19 protein-coding genes are annotated in these 20,799 nt (G+C 70.2%); 10 read left to right on the top strand and 9 right to left on the bottom strand.

Features of this window, described 5'->3' with window-relative positions; all coding sequences use genetic code 11:
- Positions 1-65 precede the first annotated feature (65 nt).
- Together WBA97_RS02245 and WBA97_RS02250 are read left to right on the top strand one after the other, a co-directional pair.
- On the top strand, positions 66-728 hold the full coding sequence (locus WBA97_RS02245; protein WP_424228947.1) for a YqeB family protein: 663 nt from the start codon (positions 66-68) through the stop codon (positions 726-728).
- Positions 725-1,690 (top strand): hypothetical protein, encoded by a 966-nt coding sequence (locus WBA97_RS02250; protein WP_424228948.1) that lies wholly within the window; start codon positions 725-727, stop codon positions 1,688-1,690. Before WBA97_RS02245 ends, WBA97_RS02250 begins: the two co-directional genes overlap by 4 nt.
- Positions 1,691-1,701: 11 nt before the next feature.
- Here WBA97_RS02250 and WBA97_RS02255 read toward each other — a convergent pair whose 3' ends face one another.
- From WBA97_RS02255 to fxlM, 3 genes are read right to left on the bottom strand one after another with little or no spacing between them, the layout of a single operon-like run.
- Complete coding sequence (locus tag WBA97_RS02255; protein ID WP_424228987.1) at positions 1,702-3,153, bottom strand: pyridoxal phosphate-dependent decarboxylase family protein; 1,452 nt, start codon at positions 3,151-3,153, stop codon at positions 1,702-1,704.
- An 11-nt stretch (positions 3,154-3,164) separates the two neighbouring features.
- Entirely contained in the window at positions 3,165-4,490 is a 1,326-nt protein-coding gene (locus tag WBA97_RS02260) for an MFS transporter (RefSeq protein ID WP_424228949.1), read from the bottom strand.
- A gap of 47 nt (positions 4,491-4,537) precedes the next feature.
- Positions 4,538-5,740, bottom strand: coding sequence for a methyltransferase, FxLD system (gene fxlM, locus WBA97_RS02265; protein ID WP_424228950.1), 1,203 nt, complete (start codon positions 5,738-5,740; stop codon positions 4,538-4,540).
- 62 nt (positions 5,741-5,802) lie between these two features.
- Between fxlM and WBA97_RS02270 the strand changes: the two genes are divergently transcribed.
- On the top strand, positions 5,803-6,687 hold the full coding sequence (locus tag WBA97_RS02270) for a LysR family transcriptional regulator (protein ID WP_424228951.1): 885 nt from the start codon (positions 5,803-5,805) through the stop codon (positions 6,685-6,687).
- Here WBA97_RS02270 and WBA97_RS02275 read toward each other — a convergent pair.
- The 4 genes from WBA97_RS02275 to WBA97_RS02290 all read right to left on the bottom strand — a co-directional run bounded on the left by WBA97_RS02275 (position 6,684) and on the right by WBA97_RS02290 (position 10,376).
- A complete protein-coding gene (locus tag WBA97_RS02275) occupies positions 6,684-7,655 on the bottom strand; it encodes a YeiH family protein (RefSeq protein ID WP_424228952.1) in 972 nt (323 codons plus the stop codon). The two genes, WBA97_RS02270 and WBA97_RS02275, sit on opposite strands and share 4 nt — an antisense overlap.
- Positions 7,656-7,733: 78 nt before the next feature.
- Entirely contained in the window at positions 7,734-8,510 is a 777-nt protein-coding gene (locus tag WBA97_RS02280; protein ID WP_424228953.1) for an ABC transporter permease, read from the bottom strand.
- Positions 8,507-9,484, bottom strand: coding sequence for an ABC transporter ATP-binding protein (locus WBA97_RS02285; protein WP_424228954.1), 978 nt, complete (start codon positions 9,482-9,484; stop codon positions 8,507-8,509). The genes WBA97_RS02280 and WBA97_RS02285 overlap by 4 nt, the downstream gene beginning before the upstream one ends.
- A 217-nt stretch (positions 9,485-9,701) precedes the next feature.
- Positions 9,702-10,376 (bottom strand): PadR family transcriptional regulator, encoded by a 675-nt coding sequence (locus WBA97_RS02290; protein ID WP_424228955.1) that lies wholly within the window; start codon positions 10,374-10,376, stop codon positions 9,702-9,704.
- A gap of 52 nt (positions 10,377-10,428) precedes the next feature.
- On the opposite strand from WBA97_RS02290, the gene WBA97_RS02295 reads away from it, so the two are divergent.
- Positions 10,429-11,124 (top strand): histidine phosphatase family protein, encoded by a 696-nt coding sequence (locus tag WBA97_RS02295; protein ID WP_424228956.1) that lies wholly within the window; start codon positions 10,429-10,431, stop codon positions 11,122-11,124.
- Between the two features lie 328 nt (positions 11,125-11,452).
- Positions 11,453-11,737, top strand: coding sequence for a hypothetical protein (locus WBA97_RS02300; RefSeq protein ID WP_424228957.1), 285 nt, complete (start codon positions 11,453-11,455; stop codon positions 11,735-11,737).
- Positions 11,738-11,950: 213 nt separating this feature from the next.
- Here the strand turns inward: WBA97_RS02300 and WBA97_RS02305 are convergent, their stop codons facing one another.
- Both WBA97_RS02305 and WBA97_RS02310 read right to left on the bottom strand, forming a co-directional pair.
- Positions 11,951-12,874: a LamG-like jellyroll fold domain-containing protein gene (locus tag WBA97_RS02305; protein WP_424228958.1), complete on the bottom strand. Its 924-nt coding sequence runs from the start codon at positions 12,872-12,874 to the stop codon at positions 11,951-11,953.
- Between the two features lie 5 nt (positions 12,875-12,879).
- Positions 12,880-14,949 (bottom strand): PQQ-dependent sugar dehydrogenase, encoded by a 2,070-nt coding sequence (locus tag WBA97_RS02310; protein ID WP_424228959.1) that lies wholly within the window; start codon positions 14,947-14,949, stop codon positions 12,880-12,882.
- A 187-nt stretch (positions 14,950-15,136) separates the two neighbouring features.
- On the opposite strand from WBA97_RS02310, the gene WBA97_RS02315 reads away from it, so the two are divergent.
- The 5 genes from WBA97_RS02315 to WBA97_RS02335 all read left to right on the top strand — a co-directional run bounded on the left by WBA97_RS02315 (position 15,137) and on the right by WBA97_RS02335 (position 20,799).
- Entirely contained in the window at positions 15,137-15,919 is a 783-nt protein-coding gene (locus WBA97_RS02315) for a DeoR/GlpR family DNA-binding transcription regulator (protein WP_424228960.1), read from the top strand.
- A 324-nt stretch (positions 15,920-16,243) separates the two neighbouring features.
- Entirely contained in the window at positions 16,244-17,323 is a 1,080-nt protein-coding gene (locus WBA97_RS02320) for an ABC transporter substrate-binding protein (RefSeq protein WP_424228961.1), read from the top strand.
- Positions 17,323-18,843: a sugar ABC transporter ATP-binding protein gene (locus WBA97_RS02325; RefSeq protein ID WP_424228962.1), complete on the top strand. Its 1,521-nt coding sequence runs from the start codon at positions 17,323-17,325 to the stop codon at positions 18,841-18,843. Before WBA97_RS02320 ends, WBA97_RS02325 begins: the two co-directional genes overlap by 1 nt.
- Complete coding sequence (locus WBA97_RS02330; RefSeq protein WP_424228963.1) at positions 18,836-19,804, top strand: ABC transporter permease; 969 nt, start codon at positions 18,836-18,838, stop codon at positions 19,802-19,804. The genes WBA97_RS02325 and WBA97_RS02330 overlap by 8 nt, the downstream gene beginning before the upstream one ends.
- Positions 19,804-20,799: an ABC transporter permease gene (locus WBA97_RS02335; RefSeq protein WP_424228988.1), complete on the top strand. Its 996-nt coding sequence runs from the start codon at positions 19,804-19,806 to the stop codon at positions 20,797-20,799. The genes WBA97_RS02330 and WBA97_RS02335 overlap by 1 nt, the downstream gene beginning before the upstream one ends.

Raw genomic sequence — 20,799 nt, forward strand, 5'->3', positions numbered from 1 at the left:
CCACCCCGCGACAGGTGACATGGGCCCAGTCGTTTCACGGCGCCACCAAACAGGACAATGGGGGTGTGGGAGACGAGCGGATCACCGAAAGCGCGGGCACGCGACTGGTCAGGTGGGCAGGCCTGCCAGCGGCGGGCGCACTGGCCGTCTGGCTGCTGAAGCTGCTGGCCAACTGGGCCGTGACGCTGGAACGGACGCCGTTCCGTGGCCCGCTGGAGATGATCGCCTCGGTCCCGGAGCCGTGGGCGACCCTCGGCGCGCTGGGCGTCGGGCTCGTCGGCGGGCTGGTGCTCGCGCTGATGGCGCACGGCGACCGGCTCGGTGTCACGGTGTCGGCGGACGAGGTCCGGCTGGTGGGCGACGAGTACACCGAGACGTTCGCCCGCGCGGACGTCGCCGCGGTGTTCGTCGACCGCAACCAGTTGGTGCTGCTGGGCAACGACACCGGCGAGCTGGTCCGCCGACCGTCCGAACTGGACGTGACGGCGCTGGCGGCGGCGTTCACCAAGTACGACTACCCGTGGCGCGACGGCGATCCGCACGCGGGCGAGTACCGCAGGTGGGTGCCCGGCATGGACGGCCTGCCTGCCGGCGCGAACGCGCTGCTGACCGCGCGGGCGAAGAAACCCGGCGCCGACGAGGCCAAGGAGCTGCGCGGGGAGCTGGTGGCGCTGGGTGTGATCGTGCGGGACAAGAAGGGTAAGCAGTACTGGCGGCTGGTGAAGTGACCGACTGGGCGCGGGTGCGTGCGCACCTGCGGACGCACCGCTACGAGCTGGCGGTGCGGGCGGCCGAGGAGTTCCCGGACGTGCCCAGGATCGCCGGGACTCCCCTGCTCACCGACCCCGCATGGGTGCCGCCGGCACCCATCCCGTTGTCCGCCTTGGACATCGAGATGGGCACCACGCCGCCGGTCGACCTGCCGCCCGCGTCCGGGCACCCGGACTTCCCTGGTTACGCGGCCGCCATGGCGGCGCTCGACCCGCCTGCCGTGTTCGAGAACCGCCCGACCTGGCGGCTCGTCGACGCCGACCTGGCGGGCCCCGCCCCTCGGCTCGTGTTCGGCGACGGCAGGTATTTCGACAGCATCGACACCGGCGAGGCGGCCGCGCACGAGTACGCGGCCCGCGGTGACGCCCCGCTGCGCGATGCCGTCGGCAACCCGTGTGACCTGGCGAAACGCCCCGCGAACATGGCGATCAGCGCACTGACGATCCGCCGCGACGCCGCCGGGGACGAGTTCCTGCTGCACTGGCGCGACCCGGCCAAGGTCGGGCACGCCGGCGGGCTGTACCAAGTGGTGCCGGTCGGGGTGTTCCAGTCCTCCGGCCCGGACGACTTCGACCTGTGGCGGTTCCTGTTGCGCGAGTACGCGGAGGAGGTGCTCGGCGAGCCGGAGGTCGAGGCGCCGGACTACGCGACGTGGCCGTTCGCGGCCGCGATGACCGGCAACCCCGGCATCGAGGCCCGCGTCCTCGGCCTCGGCGTCGACCCGCTGACGTTCGCGACCGACCTGCTGGTGCGGGTGGTCATCGACGCGCCGGTGTTCGACGAGATCTTCGCCGCGCGGGTCGCGGTCAACGACGAGGGCGCGGTGACCGCCCGGCCGTTCACCGCCGAGGCCATCGAGGGCCTGCCGATGCAGGCAGCGGGAGCGGCGCTGGTCCGGCTGGCGCTGTCCGACGCGTGATGGGGCGTCCTTCAGTGCGTTGAGCGATCTTCCCCTGGCGGTGGCGTTGGCGTGTAGAGCACGCCGAGGAACTCGACCAGCAACCGTTCCCGCAGCCCGGGGGCCGCGGCACCGAGCATGGCGTTGATCTCCGCCATCCGCTTCGGGGTGCCGGCGCCCGCCATGCCCGCCATCGCGAGCAACCCAGCGAACTGCTCCGGCGTCAGCTGCGACGGGTCCAGCCCGGCGATCGCGGCGACCAGCTCCTCCGACAGCGACACCGGCCCGTTGCGCCGCGCGGCGGTCACCGAGGCCGCGAGGTCGGTCAGCAGTTCGCTCTCGCTGCCGTGGTTGGCGGCCGTCACGGTCAGGTGCAGGTTCGCGGGCGAGGACTCGAACCCGAACTGCGGCTGCAGGTACCAGCCGCGCTCGGTCATCTCGTCGGCCACGGTGAACACGTCGAAGGTGTCGTCGTCCGCGACGACAGAAAGCAGCGTCGACCGAGGGTCACCCTGGACCCGCAGGCCCTCGATCCCGTCGATGCCCGACCGCAGCGTGCGCACCGAGGACAGGGTCTGTTCGGCGAGCGACCGGTAACCGTTGTCGCCAAGGTGGTTCAGCACCGCCCACGCCGCGGCGAGCGGGCCGCCCGACCGGGTCGACTGCATGGTCGAGTTCAGCATCGTGTAGCCGGGCCACGCCGCGCTGGCGAAGAACTGCGTCCGCCTGAGGGCCGCGTCCGCGTGCAGCAGCACGGATGTCCCTTTGGGACAGTACGCGTACTTGTGCAGGTCGACCGACAGGCTCGTCACGCCGGGGACCGAAAGGTCGAAGTCCGGCACCGGCTCGCCGAGCGCGCGGAAGTACGGCAGCACCCAGCCGCCGATGCAGGCGTCCACATGGCACCGCACGCCACGCTCGGCGGCAGCGGCGGCGATCTCCGGCACCGGGTCGAGCACGCCGTGCGCGTACGACGGTGCGCTCACCACCACCAGCACGGTCCGGTCGTCGATGGCGTCGGCCATGGCGGCCGGGTCGGCCCGGAACGTCGCAGGGTCGACCGGCACGGTCACCGCCTCGACCCCGAAGTAGTGCGCCGCCTTGTGGAACGCGGCGTGCGCGGTCGACGCGAGCACGATCCTCGGCCGGTCGATCTCGGGTCGCGCGGACCGCGCCGCATGCACGGCGAGCATGCAACTCTCGGTGCCGCCGGACGTCACGCTGCCGACCGTCGCCTGCCCGCCGCCGAGTAACGCGGCAGCGGTGGCGACGATGTCGTTCTCCATGCGCAGCAGGCTGGGGAACGCGGTCGGGTCGAGCCCGTTCGCGGAGCTGGCCAGCGCGTGTGCCCGCGCGGCCAGATCGTCGAGGCCCGCGAGGCCACTGTCGTAGACGTAGGCGAGGGTGTGGCCGCCGTGGGTGGGCAGGTCGCCGGCCCGCAGGGCACGCAGCTCGTCCAGGACCTGCTCAGCAGGCAGGCCCATGCCAGGCAAACTCACGACAGCAACTCCTTGCGCCGCAACAGGGGCAGCGCGGCCAGGGTGAACAGCGCGGGGAGCAGCGCGACACCGATGATCACCGCGGTGATCGCACCGGACGGCTGCGTCACCGCCTCGCCCGTCGACGACACATAACCGCCGAGCGCGAGAATTCCGCCGTACAAAGCGGGTCCGAGCGCGAGACCGAGCGTCTCCCCCGCGGTCCACACCCCGGCGAACACACCGGCCCGGACCTGACCGGTGCGGTCCTCCTCACGACCGATCACGTCCGCGAGCATCGACAGCGGGAACACCTGCAGGCCCGCGTACCCGACACCGGCCACGGCCACGAACGCCACGATCACGCCCGGCGGGAACACCCGGGCGCCGAGGACACCGAGCAGCCCGAGGGTGAACACGACCGTCGCGGCCACGTAGCTGGCCCGCTTGCCGCGCCTGGCCCCGACTCGTTGCCACAGCGGCATCACGAGCAGGGCGGGCCCGACGAACGCGGCGAACAGCAGCGGCTGCCACGCCTTGTCGCCAAGCCCGATCCTGGCGAGGTAGTCCACCCCGGCGAGCAGCGTGCCGATGCCGACCGCCTGGATCACGAACGCGGTCAGCAACACGCGGAACGGTGGGCAGTCCCGCACCGCGGCGATCGTGTCCCGCCAGGTCGCCACCGACGGCAGCGGTGGCGTGACCCTGGTGCCCGCGGTCCCGAGGAACACCCCGACCGCGCCGACCACGATCAGCACGCCGACCGCGATGCCCATGAACCGGTAGCCGGCGAGACCACCGACCGCGTCCCGGATCGCGGGCGCGCCGGCGCCGCAGATCAGGATCGACACGGCGAGCACCGCGATCCGCCACGCGGTGATGCTCGTCCGTTCCTTCTGGCTGGTGGTCATCTCGGCGGGCAGTGCGTTGTATGGCACCTGGAAGAACGCGAACGCGGTGGCGCACAGCAGGAACACGAACGCGACGTACAGCGCGTCGATCGTCGCGGAACCGGTGTCCGGCCCGGCGAACAGCGCGGCGAAGGTGATGGCGAGCGCGATGCCGCCGTAGAGCAGGTACGGCCTGCGCGCACCCAGCCTGCCGGTCGTCCGGTCGCTGATCCGGCCCGCGATCGGGTTGAACACGACGTCCCACGCCTTGGGCAGCAACACGAGCAGCCCCGCCGCCGACGCACCGACGCCGAGCGTGTCGGTCAGGTACGGGAGCAGCAGCAGACCCGGCACGGTGCCGAACGCGCCGGTCGAGAGCGAACCGAGCGCGTAGCCGAACCGCGTGCCGACGGTCAGCCGGTCATCGGCGGGAATGTGAGACGTATTCGCCATTGCAGGCGGGAGCCTACGGTCGGGACCGGACGGCGTCCAGCCCGGCCCTACCACGACAGTGTGAGCCTGCACTGTCCCTTCTCCAGCACCACGTCACCGCTCCCGGCAGGCACCCCCGCGGGGTACGCGTCGATCCGCATGCCCTCCGTGCCGGGCCTGCCTGCCACGACCCAGGCCTGGACCTGCGCGACAAGGTCGTCTGCCACCTCGGTGTTGCCGTGCGCGTGCACGACCAGCCCACCGTCGGCGGACTCGTCGACGGCCAGCATCGCGAGCCCGTCGTCGGCGAGGATGCCCGCGGTGGCGGCGGACTCCTGCGCGCGCATGGGTGCGGCCGCGAGCCGGGACGGGTTCGCGCCGGCCTGTTCGGACAGTGCGCACCAGCGGGGCTCGTGGGCGGCGAGCCACAGGGTGAACCCGTCGAACAGCTGCATCGGCGTCGGTGCGGGCCCGACGTCGCCGACGGCGTGGACGGACGGCGGTTCGCCGAGTACCTCGGTGAGTGCGTCGCCGTCGATCTCGCGGGCGGTCGGCAGGCTGAGGGTGAGGTCGGTGGCGGTGTCGAGCAGGTAGGTCCGCTCCGGTCCGGCGAACGTGCCGCGCATCCGCATGAACCCGCACAGGGAGACCGCCCGGCTGACCCAGTGGTCGCCGTCGCGTTCGAACGCGACCGAGCGCTGCACCCCGTTCAGGTCGAGCGGCACGACGATCCTGCCGTCGGGGGCCAGCTGCGCCAGCCAGGCCGGGGCGAGGTCCCACACGCCGACGGTCGCGATGATCCGGTGGTACGGCGAGCGGTCCTGGTGGCCGAGTGCGCCGTCGCCGGTCACCACGACCACACCAGGGCAGCCCGCGGCGTCCAGGTTCTCCCGCGCGACCTCGACGGTGTCCGCGTCGAGGTCCACGCTCGTCACCGCGCCCCGGTCACCGACGATCGTGGCGAGCAGCGCGGCGTTGAAGCCGGTGCCCGCGCCGATCTCCAGCACCCGGTGGCCACGCTTGAGCGCCAGCTGGTCCAGCATGATCGCCATGATCGTCGGCTGCGACGACGAGCTGATCGGGCGGCCATCCGCGTCGCGTTTGGTCACGATCGGCTCGTCCAGGTACGCCTTGTCCGGCGGCAGATCCGGCAGGAACAGATGGCGCGGCACGGTCCGCAGTGCCTCCGCGACAAGCGGGTCGGTGGCGGCACCCTGGTCGCGGATGTGCGCGAGCAGTTCCCGGCGCAGGGTGTTCAGCTCTGCTGGCAACGAGATCCTCCTGTTGTCATGACGAATGCTGCCATCGCGCACAACCCCCATAATTGGTCGGTGTGAGCGACGAACCGGATCTCGAGTCCCTGCGCCTGTTGGTGCAGGTGGCGGAGCTGGGCAGCGTGGGGAAGGCGGCAAGGGCCGTCGGGATCGCACAGCCGTCGGCGACCAAGCGGCTCGCCGCGCTGGAGCGGCGGGCCCGGCTCCCACTGCTGGTGCGGAGCCCGCAGGGGTCGGTGCTGACCGACGACGGCAAGCTCGTGGTGGCGTGGGCGGCGAAGCTTCTCGCCGCGGCAGAGGAGTTCGGGACGAGCCTGTCCGCCCTGCGAACCGACCGGGCCGCGACGCTGCGGATCGCGGCGAGCATGACGATCGCCGAGGCACTGCTGCCCCGGTGGCTGTCCGACCTGCGCGGGCAGGAACCGACGGTCCATGTCGGACTGACGGTGACGAACTCCTCGGAGGTTGCCCGGCTCGCGCTGAAGGCCTCGGACGTCGACCTTGGCTTCGTGGAGGGCCCCGGCGTGCTGGATGGCCTGGCGAGCCGGGTGGTGGGCACGGACGAGCTGATCGTGGTGGTCACCCCCGCCCACCCGTGGGCCCGGCGCCGCCGTCCGCTGACCGCGCCCGAGCTGGCCGCGACACCGCTCGTGGTGCGGGAGGCCGGGTCGGGGACGCGGGAAACGCTGGACCGGGTGCTGGCACGCCACGATCCCGTCACGCCACAGCTGGCGCTGGGCTCGAACGCGGCGGTGAAGGGCGCGGCGGTCGCGGGGATCGCCCCCGCGGTGCTGAGCAGGCACGCGGTGGAGGCGGAGCTGAGCACCGGCACGCTCGTGCCGATCGGGGTGGCGGACCTGAGGCTGGACCGGCGCCTGCGCGCGGTGTGGCCGAAGGGCCGCAGGCTGACCGGCCCCGCGGCCGCGCTCCTGCAGGTGATCTAGACCAGCAGGACGGCGGTGGTGGTGAGTGCCAGCAGGAGCGCGCTGCCCGCGCCCGCCACGGCGAGCGACGGGCCACCGGTCCTGACGACCGCGCGCAGGTCGACCGCGGCACCGAGGGCGAACATGCCGGCGCACAGGAGCAGGTTCGTGACCACAGAGGACAGTTCGATGACCGATGCAGGCAGGACGCCGAGCGCCCGCACCACCACGAGGACGACGAACCCGCTGACGAACCACGGCACGAGCGGCGGCCGGGCCCGCGTGCCATCCGGGCTCGGCCCGTGCGCCAGGACGAGCCTGCGGCGGTGGACGCCGAGGCCGATCACCAGTGGCGCCAGCAACACCACCCGCGTCAGCTTGACCACGACGGCCACCTGCAGCACCAGCCCGCCCGCGGCACCGCCGATCGCGACGACCTGACCGACCTCGTGCACGCTCGCACCGGCGACCACCCCGAAGTCCTGGTCGGACAGCCCGAACAGCCACGCGACCAACGGCACGGCCCCGATCGCGGCGGTCCCGAGGACGGTCACGGCGGTGATGGCCGTGGCGACGTCCTCCTCGTCGCCATCGGCCACCGTGTTCACCGCCGCGACCGCCGACGCCCCACAGATCGACACTCCGGTCGCCAGCAGCAACGACCGCGCCTGCCCGAGGTGGCGACCGAGCCGCCAGGTGACCGCGAACGTGACGGCGACCGACAGCAGTACCACCGCGAGCACCTTCGGTCCGAAGTGGACGACGTGCGCAACCGCGAGCTGCAGCCCCAGCAGCATCACACCCGTCCGCAACAGCCACGTCTGCGTGAAGCGCAACCCCGGCGCGAACTCGGGCCGCGCACCCGCGAACGCACGCCAGGCCACCCCGAGCAGGATGCCGACGATCAACGCGCTCGCGGCAGGCACGAGCGAACCGGCCACCCGGCCGACCACGGTCGCGATCGCGACGAGCACAAGTCCGGGGAGCACATCAGCAGGATGGGCCGGTGTCCCATTGGTGGCTAGCCACCAATTGGACACCACGTCATAGCTGTTGGCTATGTCCTGTCATAGCGAACGTTGATAACGGCGGAAGGTGCGAGTCGCGATGAAGCCGGTCACCACCGCGACCACGAACAACCCGGCCAGGCGCGGGAACACCGCACCCCAGTCCTGGTCGGCCGACAGCGCCTCGCGGGACGCGACGACCGCCCAGTCGACCGGGTTGTACGACGACACGGTCTGGATCCACTCGGGCGCCGCCTCGCGCGCCATCATCGCCGAGGACAGGAACGACAGCGGCAGCGTGAGCATCGTGGAGAACCCGATCAGCGACTCGGACGTCCGCACGATCAGCGCCATCCCGTTGGACAGGCACGCGAACGCCGCCGCCAGCAGGCACGAAGCGAGGAACATCACGAGGATGCCGGGGATACCGCCGGAGAACTCGGCGCCGAGCGCGAGCCCGACGAGCACCACGATGATCCCCTGCACGACGATCGTGACCGCCTGGTTGATCACCGACCCGAGCATCATCGCGCCACGACTGACCGGGGAGGCCAGCATGCGGTCCATGACGCCGCGGTCCATGTCCTCGATGAACGCCATGCCTGCCCAGCCGCTGGTGAACAGGACGGTCATGACGACGACGCCGGGGGTAAGGAAGTCGATGTAGGACCCGGCCGCGAAGCCGGGCAGCTCCACGATCCGCTTGAACAGCTGACCGAACAACAGGAGCCAGATCATCGGCTGGATCAGCATGATCACCACGAACGCCGGCTGACGCAGCGTGGACCTCAGCAGCCTGCCGGTGAGGTAGCCGGTGTGTGGCGCGAGCGTGGTCATGCGACCGCCACCTCCGCCGAAGCCGCCGCGAACGTGCGGCCGGTGTGGCGCAGGTAGACGTCGTCGAGCGCGGGACGGGCGACGGTCACCGCCGCCACCGTCACCGCCGCTCGTTCGAGTTCCGCGAGCACCGACGGCACCGCCGAGGCGCCGTCGTCGACGCGGGCACGGATGGTCCGGCCGGACACGGTGACCTCCCTGGCCATCGCCTCGATGGCCGTCCTGGCGTGGTCCACCGACGCGTCCGGCGCCAGGTCGATCACCACCGCGTCGCCGCGCAGCTCGCTCTTCAGCTCCTCCGGGCTGCCCTGCGCGACGAGCCTGCCCCGGTCGACGATGACGAGGTGATCGGCCAGGTGGTCGGCCTCCTCCAGGTAGTGCGTGGTGAGCAGGATCGTCAGCCGTTCGTGGGTGGCGAGCCGCGCGATCTCCGCCCACATCTCGGTGCGAGCCTGCGGGTCGAGGCCGGTGGTCGGCTCGTCGAGGAACAGCACGGATGGCCGGTGTACGAGGCCCATGGCGACGTCGAGCTTGCGCTGCATGCCGCCGGAGTACGCCCTGACCAGGCGTTTCGCGGCGCCGGTGAGGTCGAACAGGTCGAGCAGTTCGTCGACCCGCTCCTTGGCGGCGCGCCCGCGCATGCCGTGAAGGTGCGCCGCGAGCAGCAGGTTCTCCCGGCCGGTCGCCTGCCGGTCGGTGCCCGCGCCCTGCGTGACGACGCCGATCTCGCGCCGCACGTCGCCGGGCCGGGCCAGCACGTCGATCCCCGCGACGGTCGCGGCACCGCTGGTCGGCGTGGACAGGGTGGTCAGGATCTTGATGGTGGTCGACTTGCCAGCGCCGTTCGGGCCGAGCAGGCCGAACACGGTGCCGGGCGGGACGGAGAAGCTGAGCCCGTCGAGGGCCGTGACCTCTCCGTACTTCTTGACGAGGTCGACGGCCTCGATGGCCGCCGCCTCCTGTGCACGCGTCATGGACGCTGTCCTCCTGGTTCGGTGCAAACCAGACAGGTCCACGCGCACGGCTATTCTTGGGATGCAGCCTGGTGCCGTGCCTTTGCGGGGACGAGCCTGGGTTTCTGGTCACTGGCCGGGTGTTGCCGCACCCGGCCAGTGCTGTGTTCGGGTTCTCCCCCTTCGTATATCCGAAGTCGAGTATGGTGGCGACGTCACCGTGACGTCAATAGTGGTGTCACTCCAGTCGCCAGTTGATGTCAGACTCCGGCAGTTCGCGCACCGCACGGCCCCAGTCGGCCTCACTCGGCACGCCGTCGGCGAACTCGTGCGCACGCCGCCACGCCCGGATCTCGGGCATCTCCGCCTTCACCAGCCGCTCGATCGTGGCGTGCACGAACTCCCGCTCGGCACGCCGGAGCGCCTGCGTGTAGTCGACCTCGATGGTCCACAGGTACGGCATGCCGCGCTCGGTCATGGTCGCCAGGACACCCTCGGTGGCGGCGATCTCCGCGTCCAGCCGCATGCGGCGGACCTCAAGCAGCCGCACCACCACGTCCGGGGAGAGGACCGCCATCAGCGACAACGCGGCCTCGAACTGCAGGTACTCCTTGACCGGCACGGCAAGCAGCTCCGACATCCAGTCGACCAGCTCGATCCGGCCCGGGTCGGTGATCGCGTAGACGGTGCGCTCCGGGCGCCTGCCGTCGCGGACGGTCTCCTGCACGTCGATCAGCTTGTGCCGCACCAGCGACTCGACGACCGAGTACAGCGAGCCGTAGTTGAGCTTGATGCTCTGCTCCTTGGCCCGTTCCCGCAGCGTGCTCGACATCTCGTACGGGTGCATCGGCTTCTCCGCGAGAAGGGCGAGCACCGCGAGCGCGAGCGGGTTCGAGACCTTCCGCTTGCCCATGCGGTGACCTTAGCCCAAATACTCTGGTTCGAGTATTCGCTTGAATGGGGTCGTGACCAACTCAGAGGAGTACCGCCAGTTCCGCTTCACCCTGCCGCCTGGCGCGACCGAGATCCTGCTGGTCAGGCATGGTGAGTCCCAGCCGGCCCGCGAGGACCGGCCGTTCCGGAAGGTCGACGGGCAGGGCGATCCGCCGCTCGCGGCAGTCGGCGAGGAACAGGCCGAACTGGTCGCGAAGCGCCTCGAACACGAGGATCTCGACGGCATCTACGTGACGACCCTGCGCCGCACCCACCAGACCGCGGAGCCGCTGGCCAAGCGCCTCGGCCTCATCCCCGCCGTGGAGCCGGGCATGCGGGAGGTCAACCTCGGCGAGTGGGAGGGCGGCCTGTTCCGTATCCGCGTCGCGCAGCGCCATCCGGTCGCACAGCGGATGTACGAACAGGAACGCTGGGACGTGATCCCCGGCGCCGAGTCGACGGAGGACTTCACCGCCCGCATCCGCGACGCGTTGACCCGCATCGCCGCGGCGCACCCGGACCGGCGGGTCGCGGTGTTCACGCACGGCGGCACGATCGGCCAGGTGGTCTCGATGGCCACGGGGTCGCGGCCGTTCGCGTTCATCGAGGCCGACAACGCATCGATCACACAGCTCGTCGTGTGGGACGAGCGCTGGGTGATCCGCCGGTTCAACGACACCGCGCACCTGGACCCGCGTTTCACCGTGCGGACGGAGCCGCTGAACTAGGACAGGCAGCTCGACGCTCCGACAAGCTGGAGCTGTCGAAAAGACATTGCCCTCGCACCGGGATTCCCTGGTGCGAGGGCATTTTCCTGCGCGGATACACACCGATTTTTCCGGAAGTTGCACCGCTCCCCTGATCAGGTACTCATTGCCGACAAACCGCGTTGTAAGTTGCGCACGCCAAGCTAATCCCGGCAGTCTGTTGACACACCAGCCCGGTCTCCACACCCGCACTCCCGCGGACCGGGCACCTCGGCGGACGGTGCGTCGTAGAGCGGTTCCCCCGTGCGCTCCGGCGTACCGTCCGCCCCCGAAAACCCTTGGGGAGCATGTGAGTGCTGAGCACGACCGTCTCTTGGCGGTGGTCGCACCGCTCCGAGCGGCAGGCTGGGTCTTCGTGCCCACCAGCCTCGCCGCACCGACCGAAGGCGGCACCGTCGACGCGCTTTTCGGCCTGCACACCCACGGCGACCTCGAGGACAACGTACAGGTGTGGGAGAAATGGGCGGTAGCCTCGCGGCTGCGCAAAACCCGCAACTGTGAAACACCGACGTGGCACAGTTTCGGACGCGCCGACGACATTGTCCGAGAACTCCTGGAACTACAACCCGAATGACACATTCCAGTTAGCACATACACCACACACCCCCCGTACCAAAACCCGCGAGTCCACGGTTCGGAACCCGCGAGTCCACGGTTCGGGACCGGTGAGTTGGGGTTTCGGGCACTGACGCTGTCAGACGCGAAACGCCAACTCAGGGGTCCTCAACCGTGGACTCGCGGGTCCTCAACCGTGGACTCGCGGGTTTTGGGCCGTGGGCTCGCGGGGTTAGTTGTGGTTGTACTGGGCTCGGATTTCCCTTGGGGTTGCTGCTCGGTCCAGGAAGATCAGTTCGTCCATGCGGCAGTTGCACGGGTTTCGTTCGACGTTGTTCTGGGGGAAGCTGCCGCCGATCTTGATGCCGCGCGGGTCCGTCGCCGTCGTCACGTCCGGCTCCGGTTCGCCTGCCAGGAGCCACGGGTCACCGGTGATCGTGTAGAAGCCGTCGAGCGCGCGACCGTTGCGGTACAACGCCATCTCACCCGTGTCGAAGTCGTACGTCGCCGCCAGGTGCACCCACTGCCCCTGCGGCAGGACCTCCTGCCACGGCGCCGACGCCGCGAACGTCTGCGACGCCCCGCCGTCGACCCGCCTGCCCAGCGCGACCACCTTCAGCTCGCCGTTCACGTTGATGACCTCGAGCAGTGCACGCACCGCGTGCCCCTCGGAGTCACCGGTGAGCACACCGGCCAGCCCGATCGCGTTGTAGTAGTCGGCAGGATCCTCGGTCACCGTGTTCAGACTGGGATTGACGCCGGTCGTCTTGAACCAGCCCATCACGGTGATCTCGCGGGCCGCGTTGAACGCCCGCAGCGACGGCACGCCGGTTTCCGAGTACACGCCGGCCTTCCAGTCGTCGTTGCTCGCGACGGCCGAGTTCTGCCCGGTCTGCAGTGCGTGCCGGATCCCGTCCCGCACCCTCGGCGCACCGTTGACCAGCTGCAGGTCGGTGCCCGACCGGCCCCGGTCCCGCTCGACCGCGCCACCCGACGCCGGGTGCTCGAAGTCGTAGTAGGCCACGAGGTCCCTGGCCAGCGACGGGACCACGCCCGGCCGGTGCCCCGCGTCCGCCGTGGGAACGGCGGACACGGGCACCGCGCCGGACAGCGTCGCGAGCGACACGCACGCAAGCGCGATCACCAGTCGGCGCATGACGATCACGCCGCCGTGCCGGTGACGCGGAAGTCCCGCGCCCGTCCGATGTTGTCGAACGAGCCGAACCCGGTCCGGCCCACACCGAACGTGTGGTCCACGGCCGTCATGAGCAGCTTCCCGTCCACGCGGACCGAGATCTCGCCGGAGTCCGCGCAGTGGGTGACGCTCACGTCGTGCCACGCAGTGTCGGTGATCCCGGGCGGCGCGCCGCGTGACATCACCTCGCTCCACTGGTCGTCGATCCGCAACCGGTCGGCGTTGTTCACCGCGAAGATCCCGTTGTGCGGGTAGATCGTGTTGTCGGTCGACACGTGCGCGTAGTAGAACTCCGTGTCGGACTTGTACCCGAACACCACGATCACGTCGCGGTTGGTCACCTCGACCGGGGTGTCGAGCCGGACCTTCGTGTCGACGCGGACGTTCGAAAGCTCGGGCCCCTTGTTCAGGACCGCGTACTCGAACGGCCTGCGCGGGCCGGGACGTTCCGCGCCCGCCTCGGCGAGGATCACGCTGTCGCCGCGGAACTGCCATTTGGCCGGCGTCACCGGCGACCACGAGTCCGCGCCGCCCGACCCGGAGACCCGGGTGTGGCCGACCTTGCAGCTCGCGAACCGCTTGGTACCGGTCACCTTGTAGATCTTGCCGTTGGCCTTGGCGATCAGGAACGGCTCGCCCCGCGCGTCCTGACCGAACCGCAGGTCCACCCGCGCGTCGCCGACGAGCTGCTTGAAGTCGGTCCGCTGGCCGTTGGCGTACACCTGGAGCTGGTGTATCTGCGCCATCGGGCCGCCGCGGCGCATCTCGCTCGCCTCGGTGTAGAAGATCCGGCCGTCGACGAGGTCGGTGAACAGGTACTTGCCGCGCAACTCGGCAATGGCGCCGCGGTAGACGAAGCCGCCGCTGATGGCGTGCCCGGAGTCGGAGCACAGCGGGTGCCCCGGCGGCGGGTTGTGGTCGAACGCGGCGACCGGGTAGTCGTAGCCGTACTGCGCGTCGTCCGCGGGCAGCGGGTACACGCCGCACTCGGGGTCGCCCCGCTTGTAGACGAACGGGCCTTCGCGCTCGCTCCAGCCGTAGTTGTCGCCGGGCCGGACGTCATGCACCATCTCGATGCGGTGCTCGCCGATGTGCCCCAGGTACAGGCGGCCGGTCGACCGGTCCCAGCTGAACCGGTGCGGGTCGCGCATGCCGATCGCGTAGATCTCGCCGAGCGCGCCCGGCGTGCCGACGAACGGGTTGTCCGCGGGGATGCCGAACTGGCCGCCGGTCCCGTTGCTGCCCAACGGGTTGATGCGCAGGATCTTGCCGTACGGGTTGGTGAGCTGCTGCGGCTCGGTCGTCGTCGCACCCGCGCCGCCGTCACCGGAGGCGACGTAGAGGACAGCGTAGTCGCGACTGCCCGGCCGGGCGTACGGGTTGAAGTCGATCTGCTGGATTGCGTGGACCTGGCGGGCCTCGGCGATCCGCACGATCTCGCGGCGGGTGCCGCTGAACGTGTTGGCCGTCGGATCGGTCGCCGTCCACTCGTTGATGATCGAGTGCAGGAACGGGCTCGCGGTGTGCGACGGCCAGGTCGTCGGCTTGGTCAGCGCGGGGCCGTTCTCGGTGTGCACCGTGTAGAACTTGCCGTTGCGCTTGAAGTCCGGGTGGAACGTGATGAACCCGGAGCCGCTGCCGAGGCCGCGACCGGAGAAGAAGTCGGGGAACAGCGCCTTGAAGTCCACGTAGATGTGCTGCGTGCCCGGGGTGTCGCGGTTGACCAGGTAGACGCGGCCGTTGAGGTCCGGCACGTACAGGCGGCCGGAGCCGTCTGGCACCTCGCCGAGGTGGTTGATCCGCGCGTGCCTGATCAGCCGGAGGTCCGGCGGTGGGTCGGGCGGCGGCGGGGTCAGCTCGGTCTTGGGGAACTGCGCGAACTCCGCGACCGTGAGCCCGAGGCTCGACGGGATCGGGTCCGGCAACGGGTCCTGGATCGGTTCGTCGGCTTGTGCCACCGCGCTCGGGGGCACCGCGAGGCCTGCCGCGACCACCGCACCGGCGATCGCTACCAGCCATCGTCTGGGTTTCGACATGTCCGCCCACTTCCGTGTGGGTTCGATGTGGTCAGGAAAGCGCTTTCCGGCAAGCGCTTTCCTGACCCTACCGACGGCCTCCACCTGGACGCAATACTCCGAACCGGCCGATCGGATGCTGCACTCAACCGATCAAACTCGGGCACGTTCGATCATGCATGGCGCATGTTCGGGTTAGGGTCGTCCCGTGTTCGCCGCCGAACGTCGCCAGCGCATCCTCGATCTCGTCCGGTCCAGCGGGGCCATCTCCCTGCGCGAACTCGCGCGCCAGGTCGAGACGTCCGAGGTCACGGTGCGCCGCGACCTGCGGGCCCTCGCCGCGCAGGGTCTGCTGGACCGCCACCACGGCGGCGCCGCGCTGCCGGGCGGGCTGTCGCACGAGCCGACGTACTCGGAGAAGGCGCTGGTCGCCGCCGACGCGAAGGCCGCGATCGCGGCGCTGGCCGCGGCTCTGGTGGCCGACGGCGACGCGATCGTCGTCGGCGCGGGGACCACCACCCAGGCGTTCGCGGCGCGCCTGACGCGGCACACCGAGCTGACGGTCGTGACGAACTCCCTGCTGGTGGCGACGGGCCTGGCAGGCGCGCGGGGCGTGGACGTGGTGGTCACCGGCGGCACCCTGCGCGGCTCGATCCACGCGCTGGTCGGGGGCACCACGGAGCAGGCGCTCGCGACGGTGCAGGGCACGCGCGCGTTCATCTCCGGGAACGGCCTGACCGCGGCCCGAGGACTGTCGACGCCGAACCTGACGGTCGCCGGTGTCGACCGCGCGCTGGCGGCGGCCGCGGACGAGGTGGTCGTGCTGGCCGACCACACGAAGATCGGCACCGAGGCGCTGCTGCAGACCGTGGCGCCGGAGGACATCCAGCACGTGGTGACGGACGACGCGTCCGACCCGGCAGAGCTGGATGCGTTGCGGGAACTGGGAATCACGATCCACGTAGCCACGACGGCAGCCAACGCGTCATAGTCGGCACGTCGTCGGCGGGGCGATTCGATGCACCCCGCGGGTGCGCACCTGCGAAACAGGCTCCCGACCAGCACATGAACAACGTCGCCGAAAACGGCCGGATGCCAACCCCCACCCGTTCCCGGGGGCGTCCCGCCTTGCCAGTCTACCGGGGGGTGCTGACAGTGGTGGGGATGTCGATCTTGGTTGTGGACAACTCCTTTGCCTGTGGACAACTCGTGCGCGGCTTTGCGATCTCTTGACAGATAAGTTTCGGATGTGACTGAATTTGATCGGCTAGGTCGCCAGCGAGGGCGCGACCTCTGATCGGCCAGGAGAGTGCCAATGGCGGCATCCCGTTCGCTTCGCCCTGTTCGTTTCGCCGGCATCGCGGTGGTGGTCGCGGCGCTCACGCTTGCCGGCTGCACCAAGTCCGAGGACTCCGGCGCGACCGATACGCCCGGTACGGGCGGCGAGCAGGTCGCCGAGGAGGACTCGAGCGGTCCCACCTGCACACTGGAGCAGTACGGCGGCGAGAAGATCGACCTCAAGAACGCGGTCGTCGGGTTCTCCCAGTCGGAGAAGGAAGCCAACCCGTTCCGGATCGCGGAGACGCAGTCGATCAAGGACGAGGCCGAGGCGGTCGGCGTCAAGGAGTTGCTGACCACCAACGCGAACTCCCAGCTGTCGAAGCAGATCTCCGACATCCAGGACATGATCAACAACGGTGCGCAGGCGTTGATCGTCGCGCCGCTGAACTCCGACGGGCTCGAACCGGCGCTGCAGGCCGCGCGGGACAAGAACATCCCCGTGCTGACCGTGGACCGCAAGGTGAACTCCGAGCCATGCAAGGACTACGTGGCCTTCCTCGGCTCCGACTTCGTCGAGCAGGGCAAGCGGGCCGCGCGGGAGATGGCGAAGGCCATGGGCAACAAGGGCAAGGTCGCGATCCTGCTGGGCAGCTCCGGCAACAACGTGACCACCGACCGCACCAAGGGTTTCGTCGACGAGATGGCCGCCATCGCGCCGGACATCGAGATCGCCGCGCAGCAGACCGGTGAGTTCGCACGCGACAAGGGCCAGCAGGTCATGGAGCAGCTCATCCAGTCGCAGCCGGACCTCACCGGCGTCTACGCGGAGAATGACGAGATGGCGCTCGGCGCGCTCGTGGCACTCAAGAGCGCGGGCAAGACGCCCGGCACCGACGTGCACGTCGTCTCGATCGACGGCACCCGCAACGCCGTGCAGAAGATCGTCGACGGCGAGATGTACTCGGTCGTCGAGTCCAACCCGCGGTTCGGGCCGCTGGCCTTCGAGACGCTGCGGAAGTTCCTGAACGGCGAGCCGGTGTCCCAGAACGTCGTGATCAGCGACAAGCTGTACGGCAAGGACAACGCGCAGGCCGAGGTCTCGAACGCGTACTGATGACGCCCGTACTGTCCGCGACGGGTGTCGGCAAGCGGTTCCCCGGCGTCGTCGCGCTGTCCGAGGTCGACCTCGAGCTGGCGCCGGGTGAGGTGCACGCCCTGGTCGGCGAGAACGGCGCCGGGAAGTCGACGCTGATCAAGGTGCTGACCGGGGTGTACGCCCCGGACAGCGGCACGCTGATCCACCGGGGCGAGCCGGTCTCGTTCGACTCGCCCATGGAGGCCCAGCAGGCCGGCATCGCGACCGTGTACCAGGAGGTCAACCTGGTGCCGCCGCAGTCGGTGGCGAGCAACCTGTTCCTCGGCCGTGAGCCGAGGAACTCCTTCGGGCTCGTCGACTTCCGTGCCATGCGGGACCAGGCACGCACGCTCCTCGCCGCCTACGGCATCGACGTCGACGTGACACGTCCGCTGCGGACCCTCGGCATGGGCGTGCAGCAGATGGTCGCGGTCGCGCGGGCGGCGGCGACGGCGGCGCGCGTCGTGATCCTCGACGAGCCGACGTCGTCGCTGGAACCCCGCGAGGTCGACACGCTGTTCGGCATCGTCGAGCGCCTGCGGGACGACGGGGTCGCGGTGCTGTACGTGAGCCACCGGCTCGACGAGCTGTACCGGATCTGCGACCGCGTCACGGTGCTCCGCGACGGCCGGGTCGTGCACTCCGGGCCAATGGCCGATCTCCCCCGCCTGCGGCTGGTCGCGGCGATGCTCGGCCGCGACCTCGATGAGGTCCGGCGCGAGGGCGCGACCAAGTTCGATGGCGAGCACACCGCGGCAGGCACCGAACCGGTGCTCGCCGCGACCGGCCTCACCAGCAAGCACCGGCTCGACCACGTGGACGTGACGGTCCGGCCCGGTGAGATCGTCGGGCTCGGCGGACTGCTCGGCGCCGGCCGCAGCGAGACCGCGATGGCGATCGCCGGTGCGCTCCCGCTCGACGGCGGCCAGGTCGTGGTGGCCGGCAAACGTTTGCGGACCGGGTCGGTCGCCGCGGCCATGCGGGCCGGGGTGGTGATGCTGCCGGAGGACCGCAAGGCCGACGGCATCCTGCCGGACCTGTCGGTGCGGGAGAACATCGTGCTCGCCGCGCTCCCCCGCCTGTCGCGCACCGGTGTGGTGTCGCGCAAGCGGCAGGACGCGATCGTGGCCACGTTCATGAAACGCCTGCGCATCAAGGCGTCCAGCCCGGACCAGCGCGTCGGCGACCTGTCCGGCGGCAACCAGCAGAAGGTGCTGCTGGCGCGGCTGTTGTGCACGCAGCCGAAGGTCCTGCTGCTCGACGAGCCCACCCGCGGCATCGACGTCGGAGCGAAGGCCGAGGTGCAGGGACTGGTCGACGAGCTGGCCGAGGAGGGCCTCGGCGTGGTGCTGATCTCGTCGGAGTTCGACGAGGTGATCGAGGGCTCCGACTCGATCGTCGTGTTGCGGGAGGGTCGCGTGGTCACCGAACTGCACGGCGCGGACGTCAACGAGGCCGCGCTGCTGTCCGCGCTCGCGGAGGAGCGGGCCGATGACTGAAACGCAGGCACCGGTGAAGAAGGGCACGGACACCCGGATCTGGTTGCGGGACAACGGCGTCTACGTAGCGATCGCCGTGCTCGTGGTCTACAACCTGGTGTTCACCAAGAACTTCGCGACGCTGGCGAACCTGAACACGCAGCTCGTGCAGGTCGCGCCGGTGCTGATCGTCGCGCTGGGCATGGCGCTTGTGATCGGCACCGAGGGCGTGGACCTGTCGGTCGGCTCGGTGATGGCGGTCGCGGCCGCGATCCTGCCGCTGTACCTGGGCTACGGCCTCTTCCCTGCCATCGCGCTCGCGCTGGTGGCTGGCGCGGCGTGCGGTCTCGCGAACGGGACACTCGTCGCGGTCGTCGGCATCCAGCCGATCGTCGCGACGCTCGCGCTGCTGGTCGGCGGCCGGGGCCTCGCGCTGGTGTTCGCCGACGGGCAGCTGAAGGACATCCGCAACCCCGAGATGCTGGAGCTGGGTGCAGGCAAGGCACTCGGCATCCCCTACATCGTGCTGATCGCCGCGCTGTTGTCCGTGCTGGTGTGGCTGCTCGTCCGGTACACCACGTTCGGGCGGCAGCTCGTCGCGATCGGCGGCAACCGGTCCGCGAGCGCGCTCGCGGGCCTGCCGGTGCGCCGGGTGCTGATGCTGACCTACATCATCTGCGGGGTGCTCGCGGCGATCGCGGGTGTGCTGGCGACCGCGCGGCTCACGGCGTCCGACCCGTCCGCGATCGGCAACCTGTTCGAGCTGTCCGCGATCACCGCGGTCGTCGTCGGCGGCACGCCGCTGTCCGGCGGGCGGGTGCGGATCCTCGGCACCGTCGCGGGCGCGGTGCTGATGCAGCTGATCGCCGCGACGCTCATCAAACACGACCTGCCGGACTCGACGGCGCAGATCGTGCAGGCCGTGATCATCGTCGTCGCGGTCTACCTGCAGCGCTCGCGGGCGCGGGGAGGCACCGCATGATGGAGACAGCGGTGAGCGAGCAGTCCGTCGCGAGCGGGCGCCGCACCGGCAAGGAGCGGTTCGCGGACCTCGTGCAGCGGCGCGGGTCGATCGTCGTGCTGGCGCTCGTGGTGCTGGTCGCGTCGTTCTCGTTCGACTCGTTCGCGACCGTCGGCAACGCGCAGAACATCGCGATCCAGAGTTCGTTTCTCGCGATCGTCGCTCTGGGCATGACGTTCGTCATCATCTCCGGCGGCATCGACCTGTCCGTCGGCTCGGTGTACGCGCTCGGCGGGGTCCTCGCCGCGTACGGCATCCAGTGGGGCAGCCTCGTCGGCCTGCTGCTGCCGCTGGTGGTGTGCGGCGCGATCGGGCTGCTCAACGGATGGCTCGTGGCGTACGGCAGGCTCGCGCCGTTCATCGTCACCCTCGCCACGCTGCTCGGCGCCCGCGGCCTGCTGCTGCTGATCACCGACGAGGGCTCGCAGACCCGCCTGATGCCGCGCGAGGACTGGCTGACGAAGCTCGGGCAGGGCACGTTCCTCGGCCTCGGCCTCCCGGTGTGGATCACGATCGTGCTGTTCGCCGTTGGCATCCTCGTGTTGCAGCGCACCAGGTTCGGCCACGCGACGCTCGCGATCGGCGGCAGCCGCGAGGCCGCGACGCTGATGGGACTTCCCGTCGCACGCAACACCATGGTGCTATATCTCGGTAGCGGGGTGTGTGCCGGTCTCGCGGGCGCGCTGGCCGCCGCGTACTCGGCGTCCGGCGTGACGATCGTCGGAGAGGGCCTCGAACTCGACGCGATCGCCGCGGTCGTCATCGGCGGGACGCTGCTCACCGGCGGCGCTGGCACGGTCGCGGGCACGCTCGCCGGGGTCCTCCTGCTGCGCGTCATCCAGAACGTGATCAACCAGATCGGCACGCTCTCCTCGCACTACCAGTCGGTGGTGAGCGGCGCGTTTCTCGCCGTTGTCGTCGCCGTACAGGCATATCTGTCCCGCGCGTCAAGATAA

The sequence above is a fragment of the Actinophytocola sp. genome (genome assembly GCF_049647105.1).
Classification (GTDB): Bacteria; Actinomycetota; Actinomycetes; order Mycobacteriales; family Pseudonocardiaceae; genus Actinophytocola.